Origin of the sequence: Mesorhizobium sp. M0060 (genome assembly GCF_040323155.1) — a bacterium.
In the GTDB taxonomy this organism is placed as follows: Bacteria; Pseudomonadota; Alphaproteobacteria; order Rhizobiales; family Rhizobiaceae; genus Mesorhizobium.
In genome coordinates, this window is sequence record NZ_JAMYUP010000015.1 from 1 (window position 1) to 19,544 (window position 19,544).

The following is a 19,544-nucleotide window of genomic DNA, read 5'->3' on the forward strand; positions in this document are numbered from 1 at the left end:
ACTTGGTGATCGCCGCCGTCAGCGACGTCTTGCCATGGTCAACGTGACCAATCGTGCCAATGTTCACATGAGGCTTAGTGCGCTCGAATTTACCTTTTGCCATAGTCTCTTTCCTTGGACGGCCTGGACCTTCAGTTCAGTCGAATGCGGGGCGATTACCGACTAAGGCCGAAAAACACAAGTGCCTTGTGGCTGAGCGCGGCTTACTCGATTCGAACCCATGATCCGATTTCGGGGATGTGGCGGGGATATGGGAATGGCAGGACGGAAATGTAAGACGGGCACGACCCAAGGCCAGTCGCACCACAAATCTTTAATGACACTCTCTTAATGACACTGGGGCAAAATGGCGCCTGGGCACTTGCGGGTAAATGAGCGTCATGCGGACTGCCACCATCACGACAGGACAAAACCTGCACCGTCTGATCTATCTGGCCATATGCGGCTTGATCTGCACTTACATCTGCGTGCTTGGCATTTCGATATTGATCGGCAACTGGCTGTTCGACGAAAACGGGCAGCCCCTGGCGACCGACTTCATCGCATTCTGGGGGGCTGGCAAGCTTGTCCTGCAAGGCCATGCCGCCGATGCCTATAATTGGGACCTGCACAAAAGCATCTCGACCGCCGAAAGCGGTGCTACCTTCGACGGCTATTTTTCATGGCAGTATCCTCCGACTTTCCTGATCGTGACCGCCGCATTGGCGTTGCTATCCTATCCCGCTGCATTGGTTTCATGGATGTCGATCGGGATAACGCTCTACACCGCCGCCATACGGCTGATCGGGGGCACGCGCGTTGCGATTCTGGCAGCCATGGCCTGGCCCCCCGTGCTTTGGAATACCGCGGTCGGCCAAAACGGCTTCATCACCGCTGCCTTGCTTGGCGCAGCCATCGCCTCGATCGAAAAACGCCCCGCGCTCGCCGGCCTCTGCTTCGGCCTGCTCACCTACAAGCCGCAATTCGGTCTGATGATCCCACTTGCCCTTATCGCTGGAGGCTTTTGGCGAGTCATCGGTTGGGCCGCTGTTTCCACCACCGTCATGATCGTGCTTTCCATCGCCCTCTTCGGCACCGAGATTTGGTCCGATTTCCTCGACACCGCCGCCAAGGTCAACAGCACCATTCTCGTCGATGGCAGGGCTGACTTTTCCAAGCTTCAAAGCCTCTACGGTTTTGTCCGTGCGCTTGGGTGGAGTTGGACGCTCGCATGGACCGCGCAGGGCTTGCTCATCGCAGTTCTGAGCGCCGGCATCATTTGGATATGGCGTCAAAAGGCGGCGTTCGACGTCAAGGCAGCAGCGCTCGCGACGGCGACGATTCTCGCTTCGCCCTACGCCTTCATCTATGATTTCGTGGCGCTCGCCATCCCGCTGGCGTTTCTGGGAAAATCAGGATTTTCGGCGAAAGAAAGCGCTGTCGTGATCGCTGCCGGCATTCTGCTCGTCTCCGGCCCCTCGGAACACCTGGCCACCGCCTTTCTCTCGGCGCTGCTTGTGTTGGGCCTGGTGGTCGGCCGCGCATGGCAGGCTTTTCCTCGCCCGACACCCTTGGCTTCGCAGCTGGAGCGCTCAGCGTGAATTGAAGTCATAAATCCGTTCGCTTGCCGTTGGAAATCCGTTCGCTTGCCGCTGGCCCATTGCCGCTGTGGGGCCGGTCTGATTTCGTGGGCCGATGCATTTCATCCCGACTGCCATCCGAGGCCCGCTGTTCATGGTCGTTTCGACCGGGTCCTACATCGTGAACGACACGATGATGAAACTCGCAACCGCGGGACTGCCGCCCTACGAGGTGCTGTTCCTGCGCGGGGCTGCCGCAACATTGTGGGGCATTCCGCTGCTGTTCATGCTGGGCTATGGCAAGCAGATCCCCCTGATCCTCGACGCGAAGGTGTTGCGCAGGAACCTGCTCGAACTGGGTGCTATCCTTTGCTACGTGGTGGCGCTTGCCAACATGCAGATCGCCGATTCGACCGCGCTCGGGCAGATCACGCCCTTGCTGATGCTGGTCGGCTCCTCGATCCTGTTTGGCGAACGGATCGGCGGGCTGCGTTTGGCGCTGATCGGCCTCGGTTTCATCGGCGCGGTGATGGTAGCACAACCGACGATGCAAGGGATTTCGGTCTACGCCCTGCTGGCGCTAGGCAACGCCGCTCTGTCCGCCGCGCGCGATCTGGCGGGACGCAAGGTCGCCGCCGACGTGCCGGGGATGGTCGTCGCCATTTCCGCGGTGGTTGCGGTGCTGACCGGCGCCGGCGTTGCGCATTTGGTTTCCGAGCATTGGGTGGTGCCTGAAACCCGTCACCTGCTGCTGATGGCGGGGGCCGGACTGTTCCTGATCTTCGGCCACTTTTTCATCTTCATGGCCTATCGCGTCGGGCCGACCAGCGTGGTGGCGCCGTTCTACTATTGCTTCACCGTCTGGGCGGTGATTTCAGGGCTGGTTGTATTCAGGCAGCTCCCGAATGCGCTGGCCATCTGTGGCATCCTGCTGGTGGTGGCCAGCGGGTTGACCATCGTCTCGCTCGACGAGCGCAAGCGCCGGTTGACCGTCGTCGCCTAGAGCGGAAAACGGCGCAGGGACAATCGGAGAAGCGCATGGCAAGCCCGGACAACGAAAACAACCAAAATGCAACCAACCGCACGCTCGCCGGAAAATGCTTGTGCGGCGCCGTTCAGTATGCGGTGGCGGACGCGTTCATCTATGCCGCGAACTGCCACTGCTCGAACTGCCGGCGCACCACCGGTTCGGCGTTCAAGCCGTTCGCCGGCATCGAGCGCGACAGGCTGAGCCTGACCAGGGGCGAGGACAATCTCACGAGCTTCGGCGACGAAACCGGCCATGACGCGCATTGCAGGACCTGCGGCTCGTTGCTCTATTCGGTGGTCCGCGACGGTGCCTTCGTGCATGTCGCCATGGGAACCCTCGTCGATGAGCCGACTATCCGCCCGACGCAGCACATCTTTGTCGGCTCGAAGGCGAAGTGGTTCACCATCACCGACGATCTGCCGCAATATCAAGAACACGTGGTCGCCGGAGATGCCAGCGAATAGCTGACCGTTAGAAACGCTCAACCAAATTATCGTTTCGTTTTCGCGTCCGCCGCCAAAGAACCTATACTGTGCTCCATCACTGAACTGTGTCGCGGGGATTTCTGTGGCATTGCCGCCCGACTGGTTGCCCAATGTTGCGATGAGGCGCGTCATTTGCCATTGGACGGCGGGCTCGCATTCGGCCGGTGATACCGACAAGGATGCGTATCACATTCTCGTCGAGGGGAATGGCCATCTGGTCAGGGGTCGGCCTTCGATCGGGCTCAATTCGGGTCGGGTAAAACCGGGATATGCCGCTCACACGCTCAACTGCAACCGCGGCTCGATCGGGGTTTCGCTCTGCTGCATGGCCGGGGCGGAGGAAAGGCCGTTCGATGCCGGCCGCTATCCGATGACGAGGACGCAGTGGGACGCGATGACTGCGGTCGTCGCCGAACTCTGCAAATATTACCGCATCAAGGTCACGCCCAAAACGGTGCTCTCGCATGCCGAGGTCGAAAGCAAACTGCGCATCGAGCAACGCGGAAAATGGGATTTCACCCGGCTGCCCTTCGATCCGGCGATCAGCGGCGCAAGCGCCTGCGGCGACCGGCTGCGCCAGGACGTGACGGCGGCAATGGGCTCGATGCCAAATCTGCCAGTGAGGATTGGACGCGATGCCATATGGCAGCGTTTGCTTGAGGAATTGTGGCCGATCATGGTGAGGGGGCTGGAAGCCGGCCTCAACACGCTGGTCCGCGAAATCCTCAAGAGGATCAGATAGGCGGTCGGCATTCGGGTGAATGCCGACGCAACTGCCGATCTGTCGGTTTCTAAAGAGTCCGGTTGCCGGTGAACTGGTGATAGGCCCACAGAACGATCACCGATCCCAGCACAGCGACAAGCAGGCTATAGATGTTGAGGCCGGTAACACCTGACGCGCCAAACGCACTGAAGATCAGTCCGCCGACAATGGCGCCGACGATTCCGAGCACGATATCGAGCACCAGGCCCTGACCAGTTTTATTGACGATCTTGCTGCCTATGAAGCCGGCTATGACGCCGAGAATAATCCAGCTTAATATTGACATTTTTCCTCTCCGTTCCCCGCGCCCCGATTACTTCCACATCATTAAGCAAAGCTCAAGCCAACTTGAAATTCATGATTACGGAAAGCTCAAACCGGCTTGAAATTCGCCATGGATGCGTCATTGTCGAGGACGGACGGGCAATTTGACATGGAGATCCACAATGGGACTGTTTGACAATGCCGTTCCCGGCGGCAACGTTACCAAGCCGCTGATGATCGCGCTCGGCGCGCTTCTTGTCGGAAAATTGCTGAGCGGCAGAAGCGCCGACCAGCCTGAGCAGGCACAAATCCCTGCGCCTGTCCCGCCCGATACAACCGCATCCGCCGATGGCGGCCTGCTCGGCGGACTGGGCGGCCTGCTCGACAGATTGAAAGATGCAGGCCACAGCAACGTCGCCAATTCGTGGGTCGGCACCGGGCAGAACCAGCCGATCAACCCCGGCGATCTGGGCAATGCGATCGGGCCGCAGGTCATCCAGGAGATCGCGCAAAGGACCGGCCTCGATCAGCAGGAGCTGCTCAAGCAATTGTCGGCGGCTTTGCCCGGCATCGTCGACAGGCTGACGCCGAACGGGCAAGTGCCGCCGCAGCACCAGGTCGCGTCGCTGTTCAACAGCTAAGGCAGTCGGAGCGCTGCACGTTCTCGGAACGCACGGCGCTCCACTTGATCTCTTGGAATCATTTGATCTCTTGGAAATCTGGAGCGGGTAGCGGGAATCGAACCCGCATATTCAGCTTGGAAGGCTGCTGCTCTACCACTGAGCTATACCCGCGCCTTTCAGTTAAGCATCGGATCCGCTCCGACGCTCGCTCTGCGTTTCAGGGCTTCCGGGCCGGCAGTGGTGGAGAGGGTTGGATTTGAACCAACGTAGGCATAGCCAACGGATTTACAGTCCGTCCCCTTTAACCACTCGGGCACCTCTCCAGTCTGCCGCCGGAGCCATGCAACGAGGCATCGACGCGTTGCGGCTGCCTGAGCAGCCCTTCCGCGAAGCGCCTTATGGCGGCAGCGCCCAAAACTGTCAACCGCAACATCCCGGCAAAAAGCGCTGAATTTCACACCTCGCCTGACAAGCAGCTTGTACGGCTGTATCCATGGCCGGACGACACGGCTATAGAACCGGCCATGAGCAACGACAACAAACCGAAGACCCCGAAAGACACCCACTACGCCAAGCTGCGCCGTGCGCATCGCGACGAGAAGAGCGGCGGCGCGCCGGCGTTCAGGCCACGCCAGCCGCTGCCGCCCGGCGAGACCGCCGCGGATGGGCTGGTGCGGCTCTACGGGCTGCACACGGTGCGGGCGGCGCTCGACAATCCGCGCCGCAAGATCAAAAAAATGCTGGTGACGCGCAACGCTGCCGAGCGCCTGGCAATCGCCGATCTTGCCGCTTTGCCCTTCAAGGCGGAGCTGGTCGAGCCGAAGGACATCGACAAGGTCACCGGCTCGGATGCCGTGCATCAGGGCGTGCTGATCGAGGCCGAGCCGCTGAAACCCAAGCGGCTCGATGCGCTCGGCGACACCAGGCTGGTGCTGGTGCTCGATCAGATCACCGATCCGCACAATGTCGGCGCGATCCTGCGCTCGGCCGTGGCTTTCGGCGCCGGCGCGCTGATCACCACAGCGCGCCACAGCCCGCATGAGTCCGGTGTGCTGGCGAAATCGGCCTCCGGCGCGCTGGAGCATATCGATCAGATCGAGGTGAAGAACCTCGCCGATGCGCTCGGCCAGCTGCACGAGGCCGGCTTTCAGACCATCGGGCTGGATTCGGATGGACCGGCGGAACTCGAAAACAGCTTTGCCGGCGACAAGATCGCTCTGGTACTCGGCGCCGAGGGCAAGGGCCTGCGCCAGAAGACGCGCGAGACGGTGACGACACTCGCCCGGCTCGACATGCCCGGCGCCATCCGCTCGCTCAACGTGTCGAACGCCGCGGCGGTGGCGCTTTATGCGGCGAGGAAATTTCTTTCGGCGGATTGATCGAGCGATCGGTATGTTCAAAGCGTTCTCAAACCAGGGAGAATGGCTCGCGCTTCTCGCGAGTACAATCGGCACATTAAGAACACTCACTCCATCGGAGTTCTACGACGAGGCGAACGACCGCTACCACGCCGTTAGAGATGACATATTGCAGCTTGTCTACGGCCTTGAGAATCCAGCCGATTTTGGAAAATTTCTCGACGTCAACGCCGGCCCGGAGAGTTGGTTGCCGGAGAACGCCGAAGCCCTGACCTCCATGGACGTCACAGAGATCCATTATCGGGTCGCCAGCAACTTGGCCGATGAAAGGTGGGTTGACGGAGCTCTTGGCAAAGCGTTCGAGAACGGCACGCTTGTCCCAGCCCTTGAGCAGATAGCTGCCAATATCGGTAAGTTCAAATTGACTGGCAGCAGCCAGCAAACTCTCTAACCAATCTGGAAGTTCGCCATTCTTTCCAAAGCCCTGACGAGCGCCGAGTGATCTTCCTTAGCGCCGCCGTTGGCGGCACAGGAGTTGAACAATTGTTGCGTGTTTGAGGTATTCGGCAACGATACCCCAAGTGCCTTCGCGCCTTCCAGCGCCAAGTTGAGATCCTTCTGGTGGAGTTCGATGCGGAAGCCGGGCGCGAAGCTGCGCTTGATCATGCGCTCGCCATGCACTTCCAGAATGCGCGAGGCGGCCAGCCCGCCCATCAGCGCCTGCCTGACCTTGGCCGGATCGGCGCCGGCTTTCGAAGCGAAAACAAGCGCTTCGGCGACGGCCTCGATGGTCAGCGCGACGACAATCTGGTTGGCGACCTTGGTGGTTTGGCCGACGCCGTTCGGTCCGACCAGCGTGATGTTCTTGCCCAGCTTCCCGAAGATAGGCCTGGCGCGTTCGAAGGGCCTTTCCTCGCCGCCGACCATGATGGTCAGCGATGCCGCCTTGGCGCCGACCTCGCCGCCCGACACCGGCGCGTCGAGATAGTCGCAGCCGAGATCGTTGATCTTTTTGGCGAAAAGCTTGGTCTCGATCGGCGAGATCGAGCTCATGTCGATGACCAGTCTGCCTTTTGTCAGCCCTGACGCGACGCCATTCTCGCCGAACAGCACATCGGCGACCTGCGGCGTGTCGGGCACCATGGTGATGACGATGTCGGCGGCACGGGCGACGGCGCTGTGGCCGGTGACGGTCTTCAGGCCTTTGGCGACGAGATCGGCCGGCGGCTTCGAGCGATGGTCGCTGGCGACGACTTGATAGCCGGCATCGAGCAGATGCCCCGCCATCGGCGCGCCCATGATGCCCAACCCGATGAAGCCGATGGTTTCCATTGTTGTTCTCCCGAATGATTGTCTGAGGTGCCCCCTCATCCGGCCGCTGCGCGGCCACCTTCTCCCCAAGGGGAGAAGAGGTCGCGAACGCCGGTGCCAGCCTCTTCTCCCCAGCGGGGAGAAGGTGGCCGCGCAGCGGCCGGATGAGGGGGCCTGTCTTGCCCGCTACGCCGCCGCACTTCCCTGCCCGGCCAACTCCCGCAACCAACCCAGCCCGGCCTCCGTGCCGGCCTTCGGCTTATATTCCGCCCCGACCCAGCCGGAATAGCCGATCCTGTCGATGTGGTCGTACAGGAAGGGAAAATTGATCTCGCCCGTCCCCGGCTCATGACGGCCGGGATTGTCCGCAAGCTGGATATGGGCGATGCGGTTGAGGTTTGCCTCTATGGTACGGGCGAGATCCCCCTCCATGATCTGCATGTGATAGATGTCGTATTGCAGGAACAGGTTCTTCGAGCCGACGCGGTCGATCAGCGCCAGGGCCTGGTCCGAATAATTCAGGAAGAAGCCCGGAATATCATGGGTGTTGATCGGTTCGATCAGCAACCTGATGCCGGCCTGCTCCAGCTTTTCCGCCGCGAAAGCCAGGTTCTCGGCGAAGACGTCTTCCAGCAAGCTCCGTTCGATGCCTCGCGGCGCAATGCCGGCCAGGCAGTTGACCTGGTCGCAGCCCAGCGCATGGGCATAGGTGATCGCTTTGGCAACACCTTGCCGGAACTCCGGGATTCGGTCCGGCAGGATCGCGATGCCGCGCTCGCCCTTGGCCCAGTCGCCGGCAGGCAGGTTGAACAGCACCTGCGTCAGGCCGTTCTTCTTGAGTCTCGCCGCGACTACATCCGGCGCATGGTCATAGGGACCGATATATTCGACGCCCTTGAAGCCGGCGCGAGCGGCGGCATCGAAACGGTCGAGGAAATCGTGCTCGGGAAAGAGCATCGAAAGGTTGGCTGAAAACCGTGGCATGGCAGCTGTTCCTTATAAAATGATTTTAGTCGAGCATGACGATCGCGGTGGGGGCGTCTTCGTGATGTTCGGCAAGCTCTTCGAATTCGGTTATCTTGTCGATTTCCGTGCCCATCGAAATGTTGGTGACGCGCTCGAGAATGAATTCGAGCACCACCGGAACCTGGTGCTCTTTCATCAGGCGCTGCGCCTCCTTGAAGGCACCGGCGAATTCCTCCGGCCGGCGCACCCTGACCGCCTTGCAGCCCATCGCCTCGGCGACAGCGATGTGGTCGACACCGTAGCCAGCCTCGGGATCGCCCTGTCGATTGACGTTCTCGAAGGCGAGGCTGACCTCGAAGTCCATCGAAAAGCCGCGCTGCGCCTGGCGGATAAGGCCGAGATAGGCATTGTTCACCACGACATGGATGTAGGGCAATCTGTGCTGCGCGCCGGCCGCCAGTTCCTCGATCATGAACTGGAAATCATAGTCGCCGGAAAGTGCTACAATGTTGCGGTGTGGATCGGCGGCGCGAACGCCAAGTGCTGCCGGCAGCGTCCAGCCGAGCGGGCCGGCCTGGCCGCAATTGATCCAGTTGCGCGGCTTATAGACATGCAGGAATTGCGCACCGGCGATCTGCGACAGGCCGATCGTGGCGACATAGGTGGTGTCGCGGCCGAACGCCTTGTTCATCTCCTCATAGACGCGCTGCGGCTTCAGCGGCACCTGGTCGAAATGCGTCTTGCGCTTCATCGTCTTCTTGCGCTGGCGGCATTCGCCGGCCCAGCCGGACCAGTCGCGCAATTTCCCGGCCGTCTTCCATTCCGTGGCGACGTCGAGCAGCATTTTCAGCGCCGCACCGGCATCCGAGACGACACCGAGATCCGGCGCGAAGACACGGCCGATTTGAGTGGGTTCGATGTCGACGTGGATAAATTTCTTGCCCTTGGTGTAGACGTCGACCGAACCGGTGTGGCGGTTGGCCCAGCGGTTGCCGATGCCGAAAACGAAATCGGCTTCGAGCATCGTCGCATTGCCGTAGCGATGCGAGGTCTGCAGCCCGCACATGCCGGCCATCAGCCGGTGGTCGTCGGGGATCGCGCCCCAGCCCATCAGCGTCGGAATGACCGGCACACCGGTGACTTCGGCGAACTCTATCAGCAGGTCCGACGCGTCGGCATTGATGATGCCGCCGCCGGCGACGATGACAGGCTTTTCCGCCACGTCGAGCATCTTCAGCGCCTTCTCCGCCTGGCTGCGCGACATTGCCGGCTTGAACGGCACCAGCGGCTCATAGGCATCGATGTCGAACTCGATCTCGGCCAATTGCACGTCGACCGGCAGATCGATCAGCACCGGTCCCGGCCGCGACGAGCGCATCAGGTGGAAAGCTTTCTGCAGCGCCATCGGCACCAGATAGGGTTCCATGACGGTGACCGCCCATTTGCCGACGGGTGCCGCGATCGCCGCGATGTCGACGGCCTGGAAATCCTCCTTGTTGAGACGCGCCCGCGGTGCCTGGCCGGTGATGCAGAGGATCGGGATGGAATCGGCCGCGGCCGAATAGAGCCCGGTGATCATATCGGTGCCGGCCGGGCCCGACGTGCCGATGCAAAGGCCGATATTGCCCGATCTGGCGCGGGTAAAACCTTCGGCCATATGCGAGGCCGCCTCGACGTGACGAGCAAGAATGTGGCGGATCGTGCCCCTCGCCTTCAGCGCCGAATAGAACGGATTGATGGCAGCACCCGGCACGCCGAAGGCGCAGGAGATGCCTTCTTTTTCGAGAACGAGAACTGCTGCGTCGACCGCGCGCATCCTGGTCATGTCAGCCTCCACGAGATTGTTGATGACCGCAGAATGCCAGTGCGCCGACTATTTTTCAATTTTTTCAAAATATTTTTTCGTTTTTAAGAAACCCTTGCTGTTGGCTGATTTCATTGTGCTTTCTGTTTTCCATAGACTGGGCTGCGCAACCCGGTGAAAAACTTTTTCATTGCCTATTTGGCGAAATCGGCAAGAATGGCGCGATGGAAACGACTGAAAAACGCCAGCGCGGGCGGCCGCGCTCCTTCAATGGGCCGTCCGAGGCCGCTTCGGTGCAGTCGCTCGATCGGGCACTGCGCATCCTGGCCATCGTCGCCGACGGCAGCGGCCTGTCGCTGAGCGAGATCGCCGCCAGTTCCGGTGTACCGGCGTCCACCGCCTATCGCATGCTGACGACGCTGGAAAACCACGGCATGGTCGAGTTCGACGGTACCGACCAGCTGTGGTCGATCGGCGTCGAGACCTATCGCATGGGCGCGGCGTTCCTGCGCCGCCGCAAGCTGGTCGACCGCGCCCGCATCGTCATGCAGGAGCTGATGGAGAAGACCGGCGAGACCGCCAATCTCGGCGTCGCGGAGGACGATTGCGTCGTCTTCGTCAGCCAGGTCGAGACGCATCAGGCGATCCGCGCCTTCTTCCGGCCGGGCACGCGCAGCTCCTTCCACGCGTCGGGCATCGGCAAGGCGGTGCTGGCGCATCTCGAGCCGGAGCGCGTCGCCACCATCCTGCGCCGGGCCGGGCTGGAGCGCTTCACCGAAAACACGCTGTCTGATATCTCGGCGCTCGCCCGCGATCTGGTGACGATCAAGCTGCGCGGCTGGTCGGTAGACGACGAGGAGCGGCATCCGGGCATGCGCTGCGTCGCCGCGGCCATCTTCAACGAGTTCGGCGAGCCGATCGGCGGCGTTTCGGTATCCGGTCCGACGGTGCGGGTAACCCCGGAACGGTTGGCCGAGATCGGCCCGTTGGTGCGCGACGCGGCGGCGGAAGTGACGAGGATGATCGGCGGGCTGAAGGCGGGCTGATCACGCGGCTCCGGGCAGCGCGCTTTTTGTCGATATTTCGAAGAAATCGAGCAGGATCGCCAGCCCCACGCCACATCCCGTGAAAATGAGGCCGGTCATAAAGAAGCGGCTGGCACGCTCGTAGACGCGCCGCTGCAGGGACTTTGTGTCGAGCAGCATCGCCAGCGCCCGCATCTGCAGCCCGATGCCGATCAGGATCGGTAGCACGGCGAGCAGATGGTAGGTTTGCCATGGTATCGGGTTGGCGGCCCAATGCGTGATGAAGCCCAGCGAGAACGCCAGCAGGATGCCGACGGTGGTTATTGTGCCGTTACGGAAAACCGTCTCGATCGGCTCTTCGTTCGGATCATGCTCGCCCAAGCGCCCTCTCCCTGTTTCGGCATCGGGTGCAGATTAGGCTGTTGGGAAATCCCTGTACATCGGCAAGAGCGTTGGCGAAGGCCGAAGCGGCATCCGATCTCCCCGTGAGTGGGCGATGTCCGGCAGGACAGAGGGTGACGGAGCGCGGCCTCATTCCAGCTTGGGTTCCTCGCCCCATGAAAGTGGGGAGAGGTGGCTCGGCGAAGCCGAGACGGAGAGGGGAACCGCGCTCTACGAAGCCCCTCTCCGGACGCTTCGCGGCCACCTCTCCCCCGCTTCGCGGTGAGCGAGGAACCCAAGTCCTAAGAGGTCGGAGGGACAGCCCCTCTGCCCTGCCACTCAGACAAAAGAAAAAGGGGCAGTGGGTGCCCCTTCTTTCGGTTGCCTGAAACGGTTCACCTCTTCTCAAGCTGGCAATAATGGCTCTCAAAGCCGGCAGCGATGGCGATAACCGTCATAGCCGACATAGGTGTCGGAGTAGGGTTCGTAGCTCTGGTAGCGATTGAAACAGCGCCGGACGTGCCATGAGCCGCCGTCTTCCTCGATGTAGACAGTGCGCGGCTGGGCGAGCGCGCTGCCGAGCAGGAAGCCGCCGACACCTGCGGCAATGCCGATGCCGAGATGCTTGTTGTAGTGCTTGTGATGGGCAGCCGAAGGCTGAACGGTGCCGGCCAGCATGGCGGCGGCGACAGTGGTGGCGACGAGGCCCGAAACGATGGTGCGCTTGAACATGATGATCTCCTTGCTGCGTTGTGAGAGGCGATCCATCCGCCTCTTGACCATCAGTCGTTGCGACAAGGAAAAAGGTTCGAAGGCCTTTTGGATTTTTCCCGAACGAGGAAATCGCTTGGTCGAAGCAAGGTGGCGGTCAGCCGTGCGACCACGGATGATCGAGCCGGTCGGCAGCTCGCCAGAACAATCGGCAGGCCTCAGCCCATGCCGGTGATGTGGCGCAGCCAGAAGGCGAGCGCGATGAAGCCGATGATGGTGGTGACGCCGGTCCAGTCGATATTGGCGCGCTTCAGATCCTTGACGAGCTTCACCAAGAGAACCCAGGCCACGACGACGAGCGGGAGAATGATGACAAACCTGATCATGCGACAGCCTCGCTGATGCGATTGCACCTTCGATCAATATAGGAAGCGAATTGGCCGTTTTCAGGACGCCTTGGCGGTAGAACCGGCGCGTTCGCCGGAACCGAAAAACGGAGTTTTGTCTTTACTGGCGCAGCAGATATGCTACCGGAGCGCCGTGCCCTTGTAGCTCAGCTGGTAGAGCAGCGGTTTTGTAAACCGAAGGTCGGCGGTTCGATTCCGTCCGGGGGCACCAGCGCTCAAAACACTTACCGGCGACTGACCAATGGGGTACCGTCCAGGTATGGACGCTTGGCCACGGCCTCAAAGCAATTCTGTAGTCCGCCTCGTTATCCAGGAGCCCACGGCCAAGGAAGATGTCGCCCCAAAGGAAGTGCCATGTCGATCCACGATGAATTGCAAAACTTTTGGGAAACCTACGCCGCCGCCTATCGCGTTGGCGACGCCACCGCTTGCGCGGCTATGTTTGCGCTTGATGGGGAATTGTACTCGCCCTATGCGCCTCCCGCCTGCGGCCGTGCCGCGATAGAGGCGCTTCATCGCATTTGGACTGGAGGTGCGGGCACCGACAAACGACTCACGGTCCTAAAGGCGGGCAGTTCAGGTGATCTAGCCTGGTGTCTGGCCGCTTATTCCGAAGGCCAAGCCACGGGAGACGGCACATCACTCGACGTTTTTGAGCGCCGGGCAGACGGAAAATGGTTGATCCGCATGTGCAGCCTGAACAGCAACGACCCTCATACAGAGGACTGAGACCGGTCCATTCGTCGAAGGTCGATATCTGGTCATCCCCGATTTCCACAGGGTCGGGCCATAAGGATCGTTGGCACATCAATTCAAACGCATATAACTGCATCGGAAACCATGGGAGTTTCCGTTGGAGCAGAAACGCACGACCGCCCCCTTCATCAACGGCATGTTTGGTGGCCTTATCGTCTTTGCCTTCGCGTTCGGTTTCCGTTTCCTGACAAGTCCCGATCCCGATCCAACATCAAGAGCAACGACAAGCCTTTCAGTACTGGCCTTTGCCATTTGTTTCGGCGCGGCCTTTCTCCGCGAGCACCGACGCCAGATTGCTGCCGCCAGAGAATTTCTAAGCCGCCCAAGATCGTATTAGGGGCGTATGTGTCGGGACCGTCCTCGTCGGGATGACCAGAAACTTTCCGTGAAATTGCTGGCATAGTCTGGCACCAGATAGCGCTTCGGCATCTCATACCAGGAGACGCCGAGCCCGGGCGTGTCTCGCCGTTACAGAGCCGTTATTTCGGCCCCCTCTTCCGGCCCCGGCGATCTAATACCATTCGATTAAATTGTCCCTTCTTATATTAGCACTCGCTCAATTAAGCGCGCCGACAATGCCCGTGCGGCGGGCCAAAACCAGAGGGTGATGTCATGCGAAGTGATTTCGCCGCAGCGCGCGAGCTTTTGGAGTGCGCACAAAACCGCCTCTGCGGTGCGGACGAAACCAGCCGACGCGTCAACGAGGCACTCGACGCGCTGATTGAAGAAATAGCCATCGCGGAATTCCAGAAGGCGCCACTGACCATCGTGCCGTTCCCGCGTGCACGGTCACCTAAAGCGCCTCGCGCCTGAACGGCCTTCTGCGACGCGCTTTAGCGCTTGTTTCCATGCCTGTGCGGTGGGAAGCCCGCCGCGAGAACTGCTTCATGAGCCGCCAACGATTACTCGGGCAGCCAGGTTTCAAGCCGACGATCTACAACGCACTCGCGACTTGGCCAGATGCGCCCGCCTTGGTGAACGTGTTCCTCACCCTCACTGACTTGTAGACGTAGGCGACCCAAATGCCTGTCAGCACGAAAGTGACTATGGGCAATACCAGCGCATCTCCCGCAAGCACCAGGCTCACAGGGGCGCCCATAACCGCCGAGATCCACATCGTGTCCAGAATAAACACGATTGGTATTGCAAGCCACTGGTACAGGAACAGCTGTTTGAAGCGATAACTCCGCCGCAGCATGGCAACGAACACAACTAGCTGGAGCACCAGAAACGCCAGCAACAGGGCAATCTCGCCGTAAGCCGCCAATGCGCCGTTTGGCAGCGTCATGAGTTGTCGGTAGCCGTCACTCGACGAACCCAATACGGCGAGCGTATGCAGCGAGGACAAGGCCTGAACGATCGCAAGCAGCATTAGCCAGCCTCCAATCCCCACAAGCCCCGTTGGATTCTGTGAGGGCTTTGTCGCAGACCGGACAGCGACAAAGACAGGCACTCCAATCAGCAAAATCAATATTACCCAGTGCCAGACCGAGAAACCCATTTACCCCTCCCTCCCCAATGCAGGTTATGGTTGTACCATCTTTTTAGGTTTACTCAAGGTGGTATGTTGTCCCGGCGAACGTTTGCGGTCAAGCCGCAATTGCCGCTACTAATATCCGGTTCTGCCTCCTAATCGCGGCGCGCAGCTCGGCAATCCTCGCCTCCTCGCGCTTCACGAACTCGATGAACATCATGTTCATGTTGTTGAAGATGAGTTCGCCGAGCGCCGGCCCGTCGATGTCGCGGCGCGCCAGACCGAGCGCCTGCAGCCTCGCGATCAGGGCGCGGATCTGCTCGATCAGCGCGCGGTCGAGCGCGCTATAGGCCTGGCCGAACGGGCTGTCGGGCAATTGCGTCGAGATCGCCATCGCCTGTCGCCACATCTCCTTGCTGAGGTAGTGCAGCGAATGCTCGATATAGATGCCGAGCAGCGTATCCAGCGCGTCGCCGACATTGGCCGGCGGGTTGGCGACGACCCCGCGCCCGGCATTGAGCACCTCGTTGACTTCCATCGAAACGATGGCGCCGAGGATGTCGCCCTTGTTCTGGTAATAATTGTAGATCGTGCCGACCGACACCTCGGCCTGCGCGGCAATCGTCTCGATCTTGGCGCCCTCATAGCCGGCATCGCGGAAAAGCTCCGCCGCCGCCTCGATGATGCGGCGGTGCCGATCCGCCTTCTGCCTTGCCCGCAATCCGCTCATATCGGCTGTTTGCCACAAAATCGGAATTGACTCAATTTTAGAATTGGTTCAATTTTTTCCCACAAGCCAAAAAGGCAAGGGAGAACACTCGATGTCCATCAATCTGAAGACTCCGTATCCAACTATCGCGAACCCGCTTTCCGCTCTGAAGAGCCGTCTCCATGCCGCCTGTGCTGCGACAGCACTGCTGCTGGCGACGGGCAGCCTCGCTCAGGCTGCCGATCTCAACGCGCTGATCTGGTGCGATCACGCCGATCCGGCTCTGTTGCAGCCTTTCGAAGAGGCGAATGGCGTCAAGGTCAATGTCAAGGAGTTCGAAGGGACCGGCGCTGGCCTGGCTATCGTCGAGCAGTCGCAGCCCGGCGACTGGGACGTGATGGTGATCGACAGCATCGACATACCGCGCGGCGTCGAAAAAGGCCTGTTCGAACCGCTGCCGGAAGACAAGCTGCCGCTGTCCGACCTCTTCCCGCAAGTGAAGATGGACAGTTCCACCGTCGTCGACGGCAAGCGCTACGGCATCACCGAAAAGTTCGGCTACAACACGATCGGCTACAACAAGACCAAGGTCGATCCGGCCGACATGCAGTCGATGGCCGCGCTGACCGGCGATAAATACAAGGGCAAGATCGCCATCTACGACTATTACCTGCCGGTCATCGGCATGGCCGCACTGGCGATCGGCAAGAAGACGGCCGAGCTGACCGAGGCCGATCTTCCCGCCATCAAGGACGTGCTGTTAAAGATGAAGGCCAATGCCAAGCTGGTCGGCGAAGTGACCGCCAGCCAGACGGCGCTGGCGACCGGCGAGGTCGACATTCTGGTCGGCGGCGGCGAATGGGTGACGGCGGGGCTGGCCAAGGAAAATCCTGCGCTGGACTTCTCGATCCCCAGGGAGGGCGCTGTGCTCTGGTCGCAGTCGCTGGCAATGTTCAAGGATTCCAAGAACAAGGAGCTGGCGCTTAAATTCATCCAGTACATTATGAGCCCCGAAGGCCAGGCGCGGCTCGCCACCTCGTCCTGCTATTGGGGCATGCCGGCCAACACCAAGGCGGCGCTGAACGACGAGCAGAAGAAGATCCTGCGCTTCGACGAGCAGCCGGAATTCCTCGCCCGCGCGCAGTCCTATCCGGCGCCGAACGCCGATCTCGACAAGAAGATGCAGGACGTCTGGACCGAAATGCTGCAGGCGCAATGACCGGCTGCCGGCCGTGAGCGCTGCCGCAAAGAGCTCCCTGCCCTGGGCGCTGGTCACGCCGGCGCTCGGCTGGACGTTGCTGTTCTTCGTGCTGCCCTTCGTCGCCATGGCGGTATCCAGCCTGACGGCGCATGAAGGCGGCGGCTTCACACTGTCCAACTACAGCCAGTTCTTTGCCAATCCGTCCTATTGGCAGGCGATGGTGAACTCGCTGCAGGTCACGGCCATCGTCACAATGATCTCGGTGCTGCTCGCCTATCCCTTCGCCTGGATCCTCGCCGAACAGGTGCCGGAACGCTGGCAGCGGCTGGCGCTGATGCTGGCGGTGCTGCCGTTCTGGACCTCCTACGTCGTGCGCTCCTATTCGTGGCTGCTGGTGCTGGCGCAGAACGGCGTCGTCAACCGCGCGCTGACCGGCTCCGGCCTGTTCGGTGAGCCGCTGCAACTCGCCAATACGCGATTAGCCACCGTCACCGGCTTCGTGCATTTCTTCGTTATGCTGTTGACGCTGACGATCTTCGCCAATCTGAAACAGCTGAGTCCCAGCTACCGCAAGGCCGCAGCCGACCTCGGCGCCGGGCCGGTTCGGACTTTCCTGCATGTCGTTCTGCCGCTGACGCTCCCTGGCATCATGGTCGGCGCCTTCCTCACCTTCGTGCTCTGCATCGGCGACTACATCACGCCGCAGATCCTCGGCGGCAACAACGAGCTCTTGATGCCGCAACTGGTGATGATGCAGATCGGCCGGCGCGGCGACTTTCCGCTCGCCTCGGCGCTGTCGATCATCCTGATGGCGGTCGTCACCATCGCCTATCTCGCCTGCGCCCGCTGGCTGAAGATCGAGCGAGCCTGACCATGCGCGCGCTCATCCGCGTCGTCTCCGCCCTCTACGCCATAGCCATCTATGGCTTCATCTTCCTGCCGGTGGTGGTGCTGGTGCTGTTTTCGCTGCAGGCGACCTCGTTTCCGATCCCGCCCTTCACCGGACCGTCGCTGCGCTGGTACGATGCCGTGCTCGCCGACACGCGGCTCACCTCAGCGCTGGTCAACTCGCTGCTGGTTGCGGTCCTCTCCTCGGCTGTCGCCGTCACGCTCGGCTTCCTCTCCGCCTGGGGTTTTGCACGCTTCATCCTGCCGGGCTCGGGCCTGATGCGCGGGCTGATCACGCTGCCGCTGACGGTCAGCTATCTCATCATCGGCATGGGGCTGCTGGTGCTGTTCAACTGGGCCGGCATACCGAAGTCTCTACTTGCCGCCGGCATCGGCCATGTCGTGATCAACCTGCCGCTCTGCTTTGCCATCATCTACAGCCAGATGGGCGACCACCAGATCAACATCGAGCGCGCCGCGCGCGACCTCGGCGCACCCGAATGGAAGGTGCTGCTGCTGATCACAGTACCGGTGATGGCGCCCGCCATCTTCGCCGGTTTCTTCCTGTCGATGACCTTCTCCTGGGACGAGTTCGTGATCTCGTTCCTTTTGACGCGCTTCGACACGACGCTGCCGGTCGAGATTTGGAATCTTCTCCGCTCCGGCCTCAATCCCAAGACCAACGCCGTCGGCTCGCTGGTCTTCGCCGTTTCCATCGTGCTGGTGGTATTGTTCGAGCTGATGCTGTTGCGGAGGAAGCCGGCATGACCGCGCCACTGGTCGATATAAGCTCTGTCTCGCATCGCTTCGGCCAGCACACCGTGCTGAAGAACGTCTCGCTAACGATCGAGCCGGGCAGTTACACCATCCTGCTCGGGCCTTCCGGCTCCGGCAAGACGACGCTGCTTTCCATTCTCGGCGGCTTCGTCACGCCGAGCGAAGGCAAGGTGCTGATCCGCGGTGAGGACTGCACCGCCGTACCGCCGGCGAAGCGCCCGACGACGACGGTGTTCCAGGATTATGCGCTGTTCCCGCATATGAGCGTCGGCGGCAATGTCGGCTTCGGTCTGCGCATGCAGGGTGTCGATGGCGCAACCCGGGCAGCAAGGGCGCGCGAGGCGCTGGCGCTGGTCGGGCTCGCCACCGCCTTCGACAAGAAGCCGCACCAGCTTTCCGGTGGTCAGCGGCAGCGCGTCGCATTGGCCCGCGCGCTGGTGGTCGAGCCCGCGGTGCTGTTGCTCGACGAACCGCTCGGCGCGCTCGACCTCAAATTACGCCGACAGATGCAGGACGAATTGAAGGCGATCCAGAAACGCGTCGGCACCGCCTTCATCCATGTCACCCACGACCAGGAAGAAGCGATGGCGCTGGCCGACCATTGCGTGGTGATGAATGACGGGCGGATCGAGGATGAAGGACCACCCGAACGCGTCTATGCGCGGCCGGCAACGCGTTTTTCCGCGACCTTCATGGGCGAAAGCACGCTGATATCGGGAACGGTGACCGAGACGAAGAACGGTAGGAACACCGTCGCAACGAAGCTTGGACCACTATCGCTGCCCGGCACAATCCCGGCGGGCTCGAAGATTGCTTTGGCCGTCCGGCCTGAGCATCTTGTCCTCGGCGCGACCGGCGGCGCCGTGGCGCTCGGCACGGCCAAGGTGAGCGACGTGGTCTTCCAGGGTAGCTTCAAGCGCGTGCTGGGGGCGTCCACGACCGACCCGGCGCTGAGCCTCATTGCCAAGGTCGCCTCCGCATCGGCCGTCCAGCCGGGCGACGTGGTCGCCGTATCGTGCGATGCTGGCGACATCATCCTCCTCACAGACTGA

The 19,544-nt window shown here is 61.2% G+C and carries 25 protein-coding genes and 3 tRNA genes; 16 read left to right on the forward strand and 12 right to left on the reverse strand.

Annotated features, from left to right (window positions below):
* A partial coding sequence (locus NKJ94_RS16360) for a GTP-binding protein (RefSeq protein WP_245464554.1) occupies positions 1-103 on the reverse strand: 103 nt, incomplete at its 3' end.
* Positions 104-380: 277 nt separating this feature from the next.
* Between NKJ94_RS16360 and NKJ94_RS16365 the strand changes: the two genes are divergently transcribed.
* The 4 genes from NKJ94_RS16365 to NKJ94_RS16380 all read left to right on the forward strand — a co-directional run bounded on the left by NKJ94_RS16365 (position 381) and on the right by NKJ94_RS16380 (position 3,816).
* Positions 381-1,580, forward strand: a complete 1,200-nt coding sequence (locus NKJ94_RS16365; RefSeq protein ID WP_352526423.1) for a glycosyltransferase family 87 protein — start codon at positions 381-383, stop codon at positions 1,578-1,580.
* Between the two features lie 94 nt (positions 1,581-1,674).
* Positions 1,675-2,562: a DMT family transporter gene (locus NKJ94_RS16370; RefSeq protein ID WP_352526425.1), complete on the forward strand. Its 888-nt coding sequence runs from the start codon at positions 1,675-1,677 to the stop codon at positions 2,560-2,562.
* 35 nt (positions 2,563-2,597) lie between these two features.
* Positions 2,598-3,053, forward strand: a complete 456-nt coding sequence (locus tag NKJ94_RS16375) for a GFA family protein (RefSeq protein ID WP_352526427.1) — start codon at positions 2,598-2,600, stop codon at positions 3,051-3,053.
* A gap of 103 nt (positions 3,054-3,156) precedes the next feature.
* Positions 3,157-3,816 carry a peptidoglycan recognition protein family protein gene (locus tag NKJ94_RS16380; protein ID WP_352526429.1) on the forward strand — a complete coding sequence of 220 codons (660 nt, stop codon included), beginning with the start codon at positions 3,157-3,159 and terminating at the stop codon, positions 3,814-3,816.
* A 49-nt stretch (positions 3,817-3,865) separates the two neighbouring features.
* Here the strand turns inward: NKJ94_RS16380 and NKJ94_RS16385 are convergent, their stop codons facing one another.
* Positions 3,866-4,123, reverse strand: coding sequence for a GlsB/YeaQ/YmgE family stress response membrane protein (locus NKJ94_RS16385; protein WP_352526431.1), 258 nt, complete (start codon positions 4,121-4,123; stop codon positions 3,866-3,868).
* 160 nt (positions 4,124-4,283) lie between these two features.
* On the opposite strand from NKJ94_RS16385, the gene NKJ94_RS16390 reads away from it, so the two are divergent.
* Entirely contained in the window at positions 4,284-4,742 is a 459-nt protein-coding gene (locus NKJ94_RS16390; protein ID WP_352526433.1) for a YidB family protein, read from the forward strand.
* 79 nt (positions 4,743-4,821) lie between these two features.
* Here NKJ94_RS16390 and NKJ94_RS16395 read toward each other — a convergent pair.
* Both NKJ94_RS16395 and NKJ94_RS16400 read right to left on the reverse strand, forming a co-directional pair.
* A tRNA-Gly gene (locus NKJ94_RS16395) sits at positions 4,822-4,895 on the reverse strand.
* A 67-nt stretch (positions 4,896-4,962) separates the two neighbouring features.
* A tRNA-Tyr gene (locus NKJ94_RS16400) sits at positions 4,963-5,047 on the reverse strand.
* Between the two features lie 201 nt (positions 5,048-5,248).
* On the opposite strand from NKJ94_RS16400, the gene NKJ94_RS16405 reads away from it, so the two are divergent.
* Together NKJ94_RS16405 and NKJ94_RS16410 are read left to right on the forward strand one after the other, a co-directional pair.
* The gene (locus tag NKJ94_RS16405) at positions 5,249-6,103 is read left to right on the forward strand and encodes a TrmH family RNA methyltransferase (protein WP_352526434.1); all 855 of its coding nucleotides are present in this window, start codon (positions 5,249-5,251) and stop codon (positions 6,101-6,103) included.
* A 13-nt stretch (positions 6,104-6,116) separates the two neighbouring features.
* Complete coding sequence (locus tag NKJ94_RS16410; RefSeq protein ID WP_352526435.1) at positions 6,117-6,533, forward strand: hypothetical protein; 417 nt, start codon at positions 6,117-6,119, stop codon at positions 6,531-6,533.
* On the opposite strand, the gene NKJ94_RS16415 is transcribed toward NKJ94_RS16410, so the two are convergent.
* The 3 genes from NKJ94_RS16415 to gcl all read right to left on the reverse strand — a co-directional run bounded on the left by NKJ94_RS16415 (position 6,530) and on the right by gcl (position 10,184).
* Positions 6,530-7,453 (reverse strand): 2-hydroxy-3-oxopropionate reductase, encoded by a 924-nt coding sequence (locus NKJ94_RS16415; RefSeq protein WP_502896007.1) that lies wholly within the window; start codon positions 7,451-7,453, stop codon positions 6,530-6,532. The genes NKJ94_RS16410 and NKJ94_RS16415 overlap by 4 nt on opposite strands.
* Before the next feature lie 126 nt (positions 7,454-7,579).
* Entirely contained in the window at positions 7,580-8,377 is a 798-nt protein-coding gene (gene hyi, locus NKJ94_RS16420; protein WP_352526437.1) for a hydroxypyruvate isomerase, read from the reverse strand.
* Between the two features lie 25 nt (positions 8,378-8,402).
* Complete coding sequence (gene gcl / locus NKJ94_RS16425) at positions 8,403-10,184, reverse strand: glyoxylate carboligase (protein ID WP_352526439.1); 1,782 nt, start codon at positions 10,182-10,184, stop codon at positions 8,403-8,405.
* Positions 10,185-10,387: 203 nt separating this feature from the next.
* On the opposite strand from gcl, the gene bhcR reads away from it, so the two are divergent.
* Positions 10,388-11,209 carry an HTH-type transcriptional regulator BhcR gene (gene bhcR, locus NKJ94_RS16430; RefSeq protein ID WP_352526441.1) on the forward strand — a complete coding sequence of 274 codons (822 nt, stop codon included), beginning with the start codon at positions 10,388-10,390 and terminating at the stop codon, positions 11,207-11,209.
* Here bhcR and NKJ94_RS16435 read toward each other — a convergent pair whose 3' ends face one another.
* The 3 genes from NKJ94_RS16435 to NKJ94_RS16445 all read right to left on the reverse strand — a co-directional run bounded on the left by NKJ94_RS16435 (position 11,210) and on the right by NKJ94_RS16445 (position 12,666).
* Entirely contained in the window at positions 11,210-11,569 is a 360-nt protein-coding gene (locus tag NKJ94_RS16435; RefSeq protein WP_352526442.1) for a hypothetical protein, read from the reverse strand. It abuts the gene before it with no gap.
* A gap of 426 nt (positions 11,570-11,995) precedes the next feature.
* Positions 11,996-12,301 (reverse strand): BA14K family protein, encoded by a 306-nt coding sequence (locus NKJ94_RS16440; RefSeq protein WP_352526443.1) that lies wholly within the window; start codon positions 12,299-12,301, stop codon positions 11,996-11,998.
* A gap of 197 nt (positions 12,302-12,498) precedes the next feature.
* Complete coding sequence (locus NKJ94_RS16445) at positions 12,499-12,666, reverse strand: hypothetical protein (protein ID WP_292661863.1); 168 nt, start codon at positions 12,664-12,666, stop codon at positions 12,499-12,501.
* 156 nt (positions 12,667-12,822) lie between these two features.
* Between NKJ94_RS16445 and NKJ94_RS16450 the strand changes: the two genes are divergently transcribed.
* The 4 genes from NKJ94_RS16450 (at position 12,823) to NKJ94_RS16465 (ending at position 14,256) form a co-directional block, all read left to right on the forward strand.
* Positions 12,823-12,898: transfer RNA gene (locus NKJ94_RS16450), tRNA-Thr, on the forward strand.
* A gap of 143 nt (positions 12,899-13,041) precedes the next feature.
* On the forward strand, positions 13,042-13,416 hold the full coding sequence (locus NKJ94_RS16455; protein ID WP_352526444.1) for a YybH family protein: 375 nt from the start codon (positions 13,042-13,044) through the stop codon (positions 13,414-13,416).
* 124 nt (positions 13,417-13,540) lie between these two features.
* Positions 13,541-13,780, forward strand: coding sequence for a hypothetical protein (locus NKJ94_RS16460; protein ID WP_352526445.1), 240 nt, complete (start codon positions 13,541-13,543; stop codon positions 13,778-13,780).
* A gap of 275 nt (positions 13,781-14,055) precedes the next feature.
* Positions 14,056-14,256, forward strand: a complete 201-nt coding sequence (locus NKJ94_RS16465) for a hypothetical protein (RefSeq protein WP_352526447.1) — start codon at positions 14,056-14,058, stop codon at positions 14,254-14,256.
* A 121-nt stretch (positions 14,257-14,377) separates the two neighbouring features.
* On the opposite strand, the gene NKJ94_RS16470 is transcribed toward NKJ94_RS16465, so the two are convergent.
* A complete protein-coding gene (locus NKJ94_RS16470; RefSeq protein ID WP_352526449.1) occupies positions 14,378-14,944 on the reverse strand; it encodes a DUF2569 family protein in 567 nt (188 codons plus the stop codon).
* Between the two features lie 88 nt (positions 14,945-15,032).
* Entirely contained in the window at positions 15,033-15,647 is a 615-nt protein-coding gene (locus NKJ94_RS16475) for a TetR/AcrR family transcriptional regulator (protein WP_352526451.1), read from the reverse strand.
* 91 nt (positions 15,648-15,738) lie between these two features.
* On the opposite strand from NKJ94_RS16475, the gene NKJ94_RS16480 reads away from it, so the two are divergent.
* The 4 genes from NKJ94_RS16480 to NKJ94_RS16495 are packed head-to-tail and all read left to right on the forward strand — an operon-like array spanning position 15,739 to position 19,544.
* Positions 15,739-16,845, forward strand: coding sequence for a polyamine ABC transporter substrate-binding protein (locus tag NKJ94_RS16480; RefSeq protein ID WP_352526453.1), 1,107 nt, complete (start codon positions 15,739-15,741; stop codon positions 16,843-16,845).
* Positions 16,846-16,858: 13 nt separating this feature from the next.
* Positions 16,859-17,698 carry an ABC transporter permease gene (locus NKJ94_RS16485; protein WP_502896008.1) on the forward strand — a complete coding sequence of 280 codons (840 nt, stop codon included), beginning with the start codon at positions 16,859-16,861 and terminating at the stop codon, positions 17,696-17,698.
* A 2-nt stretch (positions 17,699-17,700) separates the two neighbouring features.
* Positions 17,701-18,483, forward strand: a complete 783-nt coding sequence (locus tag NKJ94_RS16490; protein WP_352526455.1) for an ABC transporter permease — start codon at positions 17,701-17,703, stop codon at positions 18,481-18,483.
* Positions 18,480-19,544: an ABC transporter ATP-binding protein gene (locus NKJ94_RS16495; RefSeq protein ID WP_352526456.1), complete on the forward strand. Its 1,065-nt coding sequence runs from the start codon at positions 18,480-18,482 to the stop codon at positions 19,542-19,544. The genes NKJ94_RS16490 and NKJ94_RS16495 overlap by 4 nt, the downstream gene beginning before the upstream one ends.